Raw genomic sequence first — 11,713 nt, forward strand, 5'->3', positions numbered from 1 at the left:
AAAAATCCGTCCTGTTTATTGAACAGGACGGATTTTTTATTTTAACTAAAAGTTTAGTTATTATAAATCTTCAAATTTATCTACAATTTTCTGTGAAACTCCAGTTTTGCTGAAACCTCCATCATGGAAAAGATTTTGCATGGTTACTTTTCTCGTTAAGTCGGAGAAAAGACTTACACAATAGTTCGCACAATCCATTGCATCAGCATTTCCAAGCGGAGACATATCATCTGCGAAATTGAAAAAGCCGCTGATACCTTTCACACCAGCTCCGGCTTTCGTCATTACAGGAGATTGTGAAATGGTGTTTACACGCACTTTTCTGTCGCCCCAGTAATATCCGAAACTTCTTGCAATGCTTTCCAGATAGGATTTGTTGTCTGCCATATCACCGTAATTTGGGAATACTCTTTGTGCGGCAATATAAGTTAAGGCCAAAATAGAACCCCATTCATTCATGATATCTTTATCCCAAGCCGCTTTCATTACTTTATGGAAAGAAACAGAAGAGACATCCCAACCTTTTTCCAGGAAATCGTAATTCAGATCAGTATATGATTTTCCTTTTCTTATGTTTACTGACATTCCAATGGAATGAAGGATGAAATCGATTTTGCCATATTTCTTCTGGGCATGGGCAAAAAGTTTTTCTAAATCTTCGACTGAAGTTGCATCTGCCGGAATAACATCAGAACCGGTTTTTTTTGCTAACTCATCAATTTCACCCATTCTCATTGCGATTGGTGCGTTGGAAAGAATAAATTCAGCTCCTTCTTCATGGCATCTTTCTGCAACTTTCCATGCGATCGACTGATCGTTTAAAGCTCCGAAGATAATTCCTTTCTTACCTTTTAATAATCCGTATGACATAATCTTAATTTTAGACAAATTTAAAAAATTTTTATTGTTTAACGCATAAAAAAAGAACCGTATTCACAACGGTTCTTTATAGACTGTTAAATCAAGATCAGTCGGTTGATTTTTTTACTGCGTCTTTTGCATCTTTTGCAGTATCTTTGGTTTTGTCCCAGGCGTCATCTGCAACGTCTTTGGTTTTTTCCCACGCACTGGATACCGCATCTTTCGTGTCATGCCACGCTTCTGCTACATTTTCTTTCGCTCTTTCCAGCCAGCCTTCGTGAGTAGGCTCCGCATTTTTTTCTTTTTGTTCACGGATGTAATCTTTGGCTTTGTCAGCGTAATCGTTTACGGTCCATTTTGCTTTTTCCACTGCGTTTTCGGCTTTGTTATAATCCTGTCTTTCCATAATAGTAATTTTTAATGTTAATATTTAGTTATTGAAAGTATAATTAGCGGTTAACTTGCAAGTTTTATTCCTAAAAAGTCAAATCTTTGTTAAATCTATTATAAACTTTTCTTAAAGTTGTGATTTATTATTTTTATGTCGTCGTTTTCAGCCATTTGTTTTCTATTTTTGAAAGAAACTTTAACACATGAAAATAGTGCGCTGCGGCTGGTCGGAAAAAGATGATTTATATCGGAAGTATCATGATGAAGAATGGGGCAAACCTGTTTATGATGACGAAACTATTTTTGAATTTTTGGTTTTAGAAAGTTTTCAGGCCGGACTTTCCTGGTATACGATTTTGAAGAAAAGGGGAAATTTTGAAGAAGCATTTGATCAGTTTAATTATAAAAAAATCGCAGAATATGCTGAGGACAAAGTGGAAGAGTTAATGAATAATGCCGGAATTATAAGAAACAGATTAAAGATTTTAGCCACTATTAATAATGCTCAGAAATTCCAGGAAGTGCAAAAAGAGTTCGGGACTTTTTCAAAATACATCTGGAATTTTGTGGGCGGAAAACCCATTGTAAATCACCCGAAAACTTTACAGGACGTTCCTGCTACGACAGAAATTTCAGATTCTCTGGCAAAAGATTTAAAGAAGCGGGGATTCAAGTTTTTAGGATCTACAGTGGTCTATGCGCACATGCAGGCGACGGGAATGGTTGATGATCATGTGGTTGATTGTTGGACAAGGGAAAATTAAAGTGAAATTATTTGGAAATCTTACTTAAATCTTTATAATAATTTTCCAATTTCAGGAATTCCATTCTGCTTTGGATTAAAAATTCACCTTCATATTCCTTATTACTTTTGGTTATAATTTTAAAGTAATTTCCCTTGCCCATAAAATATTGAGGGTTGAATTTATATAGATATAATTCCTGTTCTTCATTCGTAAAATGTTTGATTTTCATGTGTAAATAGCCAATCTCCGAAATATGAATTTTAATGTTATCAATTAGGAAATATTCTTTATCTACAATTAGTTTTCCGATGATGTTAGCATTTAATTTTTCATAATCCATAAATCGGAATATAATAATCCCAATAATTCCGAAAAAGAAAAAAAGCATCAGTAAATCTAAAAACTTGCTGTTTTTCAAAAAATACAAAATGCCAAAAACCGCCACAAAGAGCAGGACTATTAACCATTGAGAATTGGTAATTAATCCCAGAGGATTTTTCTTTCTTTTTATAATATTAAATGTCATCATAAAAATAATGCCGAAGCAATAACTCCGGCAAAAATATAGAATGTATTTCTTATTTAATAATTCTGTCCAAAACCCACTCGATCATATTTTTTTCTGAAGCGTGGTGATCAGCGGAAAACTCACCTCTTCTTCTGTTTGCAATAACAGAATTCACGGTGATTGCTTTGTGCCCCAATAATTTTGAAAGTGCGTAGATCGCAGAAGTTTCCATCTCGAAATTGGTTACTCCCAAATCATTTAAAGTTTCCAGGAATTTGTCGTCAATTGCTTTCAAACGCAACTGTCTCCCTTGTGGTGCGTAAAAGCCCGGGAAAGTCGCTGTGTTTCCATGGTATTTTGCATCTTTATAATATTCGCCCATTTCTTTAGACCAATCAGAAAAATACAACATCGGTTTGATTTTCTCGTACGGGAATTTCGCCATGAAGGTCTTAGAGAATTCATTTTCAAATGCATAGTCAGAGTAGAAATGCATCAGGCCATCAAGCCCCACTACATTTTCTGTTACCAACATGTTGTCAACCTCAACATCCGGATTCACACTTCCGCAAGTTCCCATCCGGAATAATTCTAAAGCGGTATGTTCGGAAGTGAATTCTTTGTTTTTCAGATCGATATTCACCAGAGCATCCAGTTCGTTCATTACGATATCGATATTCTCGGTTCCAATTCCTGTGGACATCACGGTGATTCTCTCGCCACGCAAAGTTCCGGTATGCGTATAAAATTCTCTTTTGTTTTTTTTGATTTCGATTTTGTCAAAATATTTAGAAACTTTCGGAACGCGGTCCGGATCGCCTACCAACATGATTTTTCCGGCAATATCTTCCGGCAATAAGTTTAAGTGATACACACTTCCGTCGTCATTGAGCACCAGTTCAGATGCAGCTAATTTATTAAGCATAGTCTATTTTTTATTTTTAAATTATTGTTTGGCAACCTTTCCGCCTTCCATTCCCAATCTTTTCTAGCACCGCATTTTCCAATTGAAAAAAAAGATTCCCGTTCAAGTCGGGCTGCAGATTCGTTTAAAAAAGTCTCTTATCTTTTATCTGTCAGCGAAGCGGTCTTCTATCTATCAGCGAATCGGTCTCTTATCTATTTGTCTTTTATTATCCGCCGACGCGTTTCGTTTTGTAACCCATCCCTTTCAGGATGATCATTATTTTATCGCGGTTGTCTCCCTGGATGATGATTGTGCCGTCTTTTTCAGAACCGCCAATTCCTAAGGTGGTTTTTATTTTCTTGGAAATTTTTTTCAGGTCGTCATCACTGCCTTCGAAGCCTTCAACTAAAGTTACCGGTTTACCATGTCTTCCCTTTTTTTCAAATTTACAAACGAGCGGTTCTTTCTGCACGAATTTCTCTACCGGCATTTCGAAATCCTGTTCTTCGTGATCAGGGAATATATTTTTGAGTTGATCTCTTAAATCCATCTAACAAAATTAATGAATTTTATCTTGGCTTTGCTTTCGAACTGTTTTTTTTATCATCAAAATTGCGGTAAATGATATTTTTCATTCCAGATTGTATCTGTAATTAAAGTTTGAAAATCATAAACAAATCATAAAATAAAGAATTGGTTCGTTTGGTTCAGAACTAATTTGTATTTTTGGCGATTAATTATTATTTAATGGTAGAAATTGATAAAGGCTTATTTTGTGATCTGGCCAAGTTTTATGGGGAAGCCTTCCATTTGCCGCCACTTGCTGCAAAAATCTATTCGTATCTGGTTTTTGATTTTGAGAGGAACGGCGTTTCTTTTGATGAATTTGTGGAGATTTTTGCGGCGAGCAAAAGTTCCATTTCGTCAAATCTTAATTTGCTCCTGAATCTTAATATCATTACCGACTTTACTAAAATCGATGAAAGAAAACGGTTTTTTGTGATGAATGAAAAATACATGAAAATTCGTTTCGAAGAAATTATCGAAAAAATGGAACTGGAGTTATTGATTTTGAATAAGCTGAAAACCTTCCGCAACACGAGTGACGAGACTGCATTGCAAAAGTTTGATATTTACAGTAACCTTTTTAATAAAAACATTACTAATATAAAAGATACGCTTGATCAACTTTAAATAATACGAAACCCAACTTCATTTAAAATGAAGATTACTTATAAAATTAAATTCATGAAAAATAAAATTATCCTTCTATCCTTCTCTGTTTTGTCGGTTTTATCCTGCAAAAAAGGAGATCAAAAACCTCCACAAGGACCGAAAGTGGTTTCAACAGTCGCCGTTGAAAACCGAAATGTTATCGGATATTCTACGTTTCCGGCTAGTATTGAAGGTCGTGTAAATAATGATGTCCGTGCAAAAATGCAAGGGTATATTACGCAAGTTCTTGTTGATGAAGGGCAGTATGTTACGAAAGGACAACCCTTATTCAGGTTAGAAACCAATTCTTTAAGCCAATCTGCGAATGCAGCAAAAGCAGGAGTTGGTGCGGCTCAATCAAGTGTAGCTGCTTCTGATGCTAATGTTAAAGCGGCACAGTCTGCGGTAAATGCGGCACAGGTAGAAGTGAATAAACTTCGGCCGTTGGTAGAGAAAAATATTATAAGTAGTGTTCAATTGCAGACCGCAGAAGCAAATTTGGCAAGAGCACAAGCTCAGGTTGCCCAGGCTGTTGCTTCGAAACAACAGGCGAGCGCAGGAGTTGCACAGGCACAGGCGAATTTTCAGGGAGTTCAGGAAAATATTAATTACTCAATTATTCGGGCTCCGATTTCGGGCACTATCGGTAAAATCAATTTCCGAACCGGAAGTTTGGTCGGTCCCGGAGATCCAATGCCTATTTCCACTGTCTCTGATACCAGTGAGTTATACGCTTATTTTTCTATGAATGAAAAACAGTACCTCGATTTTCTAAAGAATTCTAAAGGTGCGACCGTTCCTGAAAAAATTAAAAATATGCCGGCGGTAGAATTAATTCTAGCCAATGGAGATGTGTATTCTGAAAAAGGAAACATCAAGGCGATCACAGGACAAATCGATGCATCCACAGGAAGTATTCAGTTTAGGGTTTCTTTCCTGAATCCGGATAAATTATTAAGCAACGGAAACAGCGGAACGATCAGAATTCCTATCGCGTATGATAACGCGTTAGTTATTCCAGAAAGTGCCACCATTGAGCAACAAGGTTTAGTGTATATCTATAAAGTAAAACAAGATACCGCGAAAAGTGCCGTGATTTCTGTAATTGACCGTGTTAATAATATGGTTGTAATTAAAGATGGCGCCGAAAAAGGAGAAATCGTTGTTGCAGAAGGTATTGGGACTTTAAAAACAGGAACTCCTGTAAAGCCACAGCCGAAAAAGTTTGACGATCTTATTAATGCTATAAAACCGATTTTCTAAAAGATGATTAAAAAATTTATAAACAGACCGGTTTTATCCACTGTGATTTCCATCATGATTGTTGTTTTGGGAATCTTGGGATTAATATCTTTACCGGTCACCCAGTATCCGGATATTGCACCGCCAACGGTGCGTATCTCCGCAAATTATACCGGTGCCAACGCGCAAACGGTAATGAACAGTGTTATTATTCCGATAGAAGAACAGGTCAATGGAGTAGAAGGAATGGATTATATTTCCTCTTCTGCCGGGAATAACGGTTCTGCTTCGATTCAGATTTTCTTTAAACAGGGAATTGATCCCGATATCGCGGCAGTGAATGTGCAGAATCAGGTTCAGCGTGCAATTCCACGTTTGCCTTCAGAAGTTACAAGATCAGGTGTTCAGGTGAACAAGCAACAAACAAGCGCCTTGATGTTTCTTTCGTTCTACACTGCAAACCCCAACTTAGATGAGGTTTGGTTGCAGAATTATTTGAACATTAATGTTATCCCCGAATTAAAAAGGGTTAATGGTGTCGGTGATGCCCAGGTTTTTGGTGGAAAAAATTATTCCATGAGAATTTGGTTGGATCCTGCGAAAATGGCAGCCTATGGTTTGGAACCATCAGAAGTTTCGGCCGCAATTAATGATCAATCCAGAGAAGCAGCTGCAGGTGCGTTAGGTGAAAATAGTGGGGGATCGTTTCAGTATATTATTACCTACAAAGGAAAATATAATGAAGTTGATGAATTTGAAAATATTATTCTGCGTGCACTTGGTAATGGGGAATACCTCCGTTTAAAGGATGTGGCAGAAATTAAACTGGATTCACAATCTTACGCGGGAATTGGTGAAAGTAATGGTAACCGCGCCATCAGTATGGGGATTTTCCAAACACCAGGCTCTAATGCGCAGGATATTATTAACAATATAAAAGTCTTATTAAAAGAAACAGAAAAAACTTTGCCTGAAGGAATTGGTTATAATATCAACTTTGATACGAATGAATTCTTAGATGCCTCAATTCAAAAAGTAATTACTACTTTATTGGAAGCATTTGTCTTGGTATTCCTGGTCGTTTTCTTATTTTTACAGGATTTCAGATCGACTTTAATTCCGGCGATTGCCGTTCCGGTTTCGATTATTGGGACCTTCTTTTTCCTGAATTTATTCGGCTACTCCATTAACTTATTGACGCTTTTTGCCTTGGTTCTTGCCATTGGAATTGTAGTTGATGATGCAATTGTTGTGGTAGAAGCCGTTCACGCCAAAATGGAAGGTGGTATTACCGATGCCAAGAAAGCAACCATTGAAGCGATGGATGAGATTACTGGTGCGATTATCTCTATTACTTTGGTAATGGCAGCGGTATTTATTCCGGTAACATTTTTAACGGGTCCAACTGGAGTTTTCTATCAACAGTTCGGGATCACCTTAATTATTGCGATTTTAATTTCAGCTGTAAATGCCTTGACCTTGAGTCCGGTACTTTGCGCAATGTTCTTAAAACCGCCGGCGCATCATTCCAAGGAATATGCAAGCATGAATTTCATGCAGAAGTTCTTTTCTAAATTTAATGCAGGATTTAATGCGGGAACCAAGAAATATGGTCAATCATTTAATTTCATTTTAAGAAATAAATGGATGAGTTTATTGGTGATTTTTGCGGCGGGAGCAGTTACTTTTTGGTGGGCAAGTTCTACCATGCCTACAGGATTTATTCCGAAAGAAGACCGCGGGATTTTATTTACAGACGTGCAACTGCCACCGGGCGCATCATTGGAAAGAACCTATAATGTTTTATCAGATCTTCAAAAAGAAGCAAGAAAAATTCCGGGTGTTCTAAATGTAACCTTTACGGCGAGTCGTGGTTTCATGTCGGGTTCCGGATCGAATGTAGGTCAGGCCTTCATTAAACTAAAACCCTTCGACGAACGGGGGAAAGCAGATGGTCAGAGCATTGAGGAAATTACCGGACGTTTATTTGGAATCACCAGTAAATACCCGGATGCGAAAATTATTTTCTTCTCGCCACCGAGTGTTCCAGGTTTTGGATCGAGCGATGGATTCTCGACCGTGCTTTTGGATAAATCAGGTGGAGATATTACAGAATTAAATAAAGTAACTCAAAGCTTTGTTGGCGCTTTAATGCAGAGACCGGAAATTCAGTTTGCCTCAACCTCATTTAATACCAACTATCCACAATATCAAATGGTCGTAAATGTGCCTAGAGCAAAAGAAAGTGGAGTTACCCTTAACAGCATTTTGAGTACGATGCAAGGATATATCGGAGGGATTTATTCTTCAGATTTTACCAAATACGGAAAACAGTTCCGGGTAATGATTCAAGCCTTACCGGACGATAGGAAATCTCCAGAAAATTTGAATTCTATTTTTGTGAAAACAGCTTCTGGGGCAATGGCTCCTATTTCCCAGTTTGTTACTTTGGAAAAAAGTTTTGGTCCGCAATCTCTTGAGCGTTATAACTTATTTACGTCAGTAGCAATCAATGGTTCCAGTAATCCTGGATACTCAACGGGTGATGCAATTAAAGCGGTGCAAGAAGTTGCTGCCGCAAATTTACCCGCCAATTATGATGTTGAATTTACAGGTTTAACGAAAGAAGAAATGAAAGCAGGTTCTCAAACTTATGTGGTGTTCTTATTGAGTTTCCTTTTCGTTTACTTTATTTTGGCAGCGCAGTATGAAAGTTATTTACTGCCTCTTTCAGTAATCCTTTCCCTTCCTTTAGGAGTGATTGGTGCCTTTTTCGGTCAGCGTATTTTCGGGTTGGAAAACAATATTTATTTCCAGATTGCCATTATTATGTTGATTGGATTGCTGGCCAAGAATGCGATTTTGATTGTTGAGTTTGCTGTTCAGCGGCGTCATCATGGAGAGTCAATTGCTATGTCGGCGATCAATGCGGCAAAAGCCAGATTACGTCCGATTTTGATGACCTCTTTTGCCTTTATCTTTGGGATGGTTCCATTGGTATTTGCAACCGGAATTGGGTCAGTGGGAAACCGTTCGATTGCAACAGGAGCCGCTACGGGTTTATTAATTGGGACTTTGTTCGGATTGATCGCAATTCCTGTATTGTATGTGATTTTCCAATACCTTCAGGAGAAAGTAGTTCCTCTTAAAGAAAAAGATATTAATCTTTCTGAATAATTGAAAGTCAAAAACTTTTAAGAAAAATTAAAAAAATGAATAAATACTTTAATATAAAAATACTTTCGGTTGTTTTTTCGGCGTTCGTACTGGCTTCATGTATGACACGGGAGAAATATGAAACACCCAAAGAAGCCATAAGTGAAAATCTCTTCCGCACCGATTTGTTGCCAAAGGATTCAATAAGCATGGCAACCGTTTCGTGGACAGAAATTTTCACCGATCCCGTTTTGCAAAAACATATTGCGAAAGCTTTGGAAAATAATTTAGATGTAAGAGTCGCGCTGCAAAATATCAGTGCTGCGGATTCTTATTTAAAGCAGAGTAAAGCGGCTTATCTGCCGACTCTTTCCGCAGGTCCGAACTATACTTTCCAGACACAGTCTCTGAATACGCAGTCGGGACAGCTTTTGAATCAAAGAAATTACGGCAGTCAGTTTGATATCACTGCAAATGTCGGTTGGGAGGCTGATATTTGGGGGAAATTGAAATCTCAGCAAAAAGCCCAATTGGCGGGTTATTTGGGAACTGTTGCTGCGCATCAGGCGGTGAAAAGCGATCTGGTTGCGGCGGTAGCGTCGGCTTATTACCAACTGCTGACTTTTGATGATCAGAAAAGAATCATCAACGAAACCATCATTCTAAGAAATAAAAACTTTGAAACCACTAAAGCATTAAAAGATGCCGGAACGGTAACTGAAGTTGCAGTTCAGCAAAGTGAAGCATTGGTTTTTAATGCAGAATCAATGCTGATCAGTATTGATGTGCAAATTGCCCTGCTCGAAAACACCCTTAGCGTTTTGATGGGCGAACCTGCGCACTCGATCGAAAGAACCAGCATTGCTGCACAGAAAATGCCGGTGAGTTTGGCGTTGGGTTATCCTGCGAATCTATTGCAAAATCGGCCAGACGTGAAAGCTGCAGAATATAATTTAATAAGCGCTTTTGAATTGACCAATGCTGCGAAAGCTAATTTCTACCCAAGTTTAAGGTTGACCGGAAGTGGCGGAATAGTGTCCAAAGATCTGGATCAACTGTTCAGTGCGAGTTCTCTTTTTGCTAATGTTATAACAGGTCTAGCACAACCGATTTTAAATAAAAGACAGATCAAAACCCAATACGAAGTCAGTCTGGTGAATAAAGAAATTGCTTATCTTAATTTTAGAAAATCACTGTTAAATGCCGGAAGAGAAGTTTCAGATGCGTTGAAGATTTATCAGTCCCAAGATAATTTCATCAATTTGAAAAGAAAAGAAATGAATGCTTACAAAAACTCCGTTAATTATTCTCAGGAACTGGTGAATTATGGAATGGCAAACTATCTGGAAGTCATCAATGCAAGTGTGAATCAACTGAATGCTGAGCTGAATATTTCAACTGCGGAATATTCTAAACTAGATGCAGGAATTGAATTATACAGAGCATTAGGCGGTGGCTGGAGATAATTTCTTAAAGTGAGAGAGGAATCGAAAATTTTCAAATGAGTTTATATTTTATTGCAGTTGTTCCCCACAAAGAACTTCGTCAGAAAGCCAGAGTTTTCAGTAAAGATTTTGCTGACCGGTTTCATTCTGTAAAATCATTCGAAAATTTCCCTCATATCACCCTCATTAAACCTTTTCATTTCGATGAAAATCAGGAAAAAATATTGGTGGAAAGTTTTTCTTTAATGAATTTAAAATCCACTCCTTTTGAGGTGTTTCTGAAAAATTTCGGCTGTTTCCCGAACAAAGAGAAGCCGGTTATTTTTATTAAACCTGAGAACTCACCCGAACTTCAAAATCTGTACGATGAGGTTCAGCCGGTGATGAAATTTCATCCTTATGCAAAAATCACTCCTCATCTTACGGTGGCGTACAAAGATTTAAGTCCAGAGAATTTTCAGAAAGCCTGGCAGGAATATCAGACAAAAAAGTTTGAAGATTCTTTTTTAGTCGATAAAATCTGTCTTTTCAAACATGAAAATAAAAAATGGAATTTGCTTAAAATCAAATATTTATAGTGATTTACTTATTTGTCACGAATGCACGAATGTCTAAAACTTATTCGTGTATTCGTGGCAATTTTTTATTTTAAATATTTAAAGAATTCCCACATCACAATTCCACCACACACAGAAACGTTCAAAGAGTGCTTCGTTCCCAACTGTGGGATCTCCAGGAAAGTATCATAATACGAAAGAGCTTCATCACTTAATCCATCCACTTCATTTCCTAAAACCAACGCGTATTTTTCTTCTTTATTAATGGAATACTCAGTGATTTCTTTAGAATCATTGGTTTGTTCGATCCCGATAATTTTGAAGTTCTCCTTTTTTAAATTCTGTAAAGCTTCGGCAATGTTTTTTTCATAAACCCAATCCACACTTTCTGTCGCTCCCAAAGCCGCTTTGTGAATTTCCCGGTGCGGCGGTTGCGGCGTAATTCCACTCAACACTACTTTTTCAATTAAGAAAGCATCTGCCGTTCTGAAAATCGCGCCCACATTGTGCATGCTTCGAACATTATCCAAAACCACAACCAAAGGCGTTTTTTTAGTTCCTTTAAAGGTTTCGATATCTATTCTCCCTAATTCTTCGAGTTTCAGTTTCTTTGTGGATGACATTTTCGTATTTTTGGCAAAATTAAGGTTTTCAAATCTTAATTTTTCAAGTTATATAATTATTAA

General features: G+C 37.5%; 12 protein-coding genes. 6 read left to right on the forward strand and 6 right to left on the reverse strand.

Going from position 1 to position 11,713, the window contains the following annotated elements; all coding sequences use genetic code 11:
- Positions 1 to 60: 60 nt before the first annotated feature.
- Positions 61 to 870, reverse strand: a complete 810-nt coding sequence (locus QGN23_RS10850) for an enoyl-ACP reductase FabI (protein WP_282904321.1) — start codon at positions 868 to 870, stop codon at positions 61 to 63.
- Between the two features lie 97 nt (positions 871 to 967).
- Positions 968 to 1,267, reverse strand: coding sequence for a hypothetical protein (locus QGN23_RS10855; RefSeq protein WP_282904322.1), 300 nt, complete (start codon positions 1,265 to 1,267; stop codon positions 968 to 970).
- Positions 1,268 to 1,454: 187 nt separating this feature from the next.
- On the opposite strand from QGN23_RS10855, the gene QGN23_RS10860 reads away from it, so the two are divergent.
- Positions 1,455 to 2,015 (forward strand): DNA-3-methyladenine glycosylase I, encoded by a 561-nt coding sequence (locus tag QGN23_RS10860; protein WP_282904323.1) that lies wholly within the window; start codon positions 1,455 to 1,457, stop codon positions 2,013 to 2,015.
- A gap of 7 nt (positions 2,016 to 2,022) precedes the next feature.
- Here the strand turns inward: QGN23_RS10860 and QGN23_RS10865 are convergent, their stop codons facing one another.
- The 3 genes from QGN23_RS10865 to QGN23_RS10875 all read right to left on the reverse strand — a co-directional run bounded on the left by QGN23_RS10865 (position 2,023) and on the right by QGN23_RS10875 (position 3,962).
- Positions 2,023 to 2,526 (reverse strand): hypothetical protein, encoded by a 504-nt coding sequence (locus QGN23_RS10865; protein WP_282904324.1) that lies wholly within the window; start codon positions 2,524 to 2,526, stop codon positions 2,023 to 2,025.
- Positions 2,527 to 2,575: 49 nt separating this feature from the next.
- Positions 2,576 to 3,430 (reverse strand): nucleoside phosphorylase, encoded by an 855-nt coding sequence (locus QGN23_RS10870; protein WP_282904325.1) that lies wholly within the window; start codon positions 3,428 to 3,430, stop codon positions 2,576 to 2,578.
- Between the two features lie 208 nt (positions 3,431 to 3,638).
- The gene (locus QGN23_RS10875) at positions 3,639 to 3,962 is read right to left on the reverse strand and encodes a translation initiation factor (RefSeq protein ID WP_282904326.1); all 324 of its coding nucleotides are present in this window, start codon (positions 3,960 to 3,962) and stop codon (positions 3,639 to 3,641) included.
- A gap of 197 nt (positions 3,963 to 4,159) precedes the next feature.
- Here QGN23_RS10875 and QGN23_RS10880 point away from each other — a divergent pair, with 197 nt between their 5' ends.
- The 5 genes from QGN23_RS10880 to QGN23_RS10900 are packed head-to-tail and all read left to right on the forward strand — an operon-like array spanning position 4,160 to position 11,048.
- On the forward strand, positions 4,160 to 4,606 hold the full coding sequence (locus tag QGN23_RS10880; RefSeq protein ID WP_282904327.1) for a transcriptional regulator: 447 nt from the start codon (positions 4,160 to 4,162) through the stop codon (positions 4,604 to 4,606).
- A 54-nt stretch (positions 4,607 to 4,660) separates the two neighbouring features.
- The gene (locus QGN23_RS10885) at positions 4,661 to 5,890 is read left to right on the forward strand and encodes an efflux RND transporter periplasmic adaptor subunit (RefSeq protein ID WP_282904328.1); all 1,230 of its coding nucleotides are present in this window, start codon (positions 4,661 to 4,663) and stop codon (positions 5,888 to 5,890) included.
- 3 nt (positions 5,891 to 5,893) lie between these two features.
- A complete protein-coding gene (locus QGN23_RS10890; protein WP_282904329.1) occupies positions 5,894 to 9,046 on the forward strand; it encodes an efflux RND transporter permease subunit in 3,153 nt (1,050 codons plus the stop codon).
- Positions 9,047 to 9,081: 35 nt separating this feature from the next.
- Entirely contained in the window at positions 9,082 to 10,491 is a 1,410-nt protein-coding gene (locus QGN23_RS10895) for an efflux transporter outer membrane subunit (RefSeq protein ID WP_282904330.1), read from the forward strand.
- A gap of 35 nt (positions 10,492 to 10,526) precedes the next feature.
- Positions 10,527 to 11,048 (forward strand): 2'-5' RNA ligase family protein, encoded by a 522-nt coding sequence (locus tag QGN23_RS10900; RefSeq protein WP_282904331.1) that lies wholly within the window; start codon positions 10,527 to 10,529, stop codon positions 11,046 to 11,048.
- Positions 11,049 to 11,113: 65 nt separating this feature from the next.
- Here the strand turns inward: QGN23_RS10900 and QGN23_RS10905 are convergent, their stop codons facing one another.
- Entirely contained in the window at positions 11,114 to 11,650 is a 537-nt protein-coding gene (locus tag QGN23_RS10905; protein WP_282904332.1) for an RNA methyltransferase, read from the reverse strand.
- Positions 11,651 to 11,713 lie beyond the last annotated feature (63 nt).

The sequence above is a fragment of the Chryseobacterium gotjawalense genome (assembly GCF_030012525.1).
GTDB lineage: Bacteria > Bacteroidota > Bacteroidia > Flavobacteriales > Weeksellaceae > Kaistella > Kaistella gotjawalense.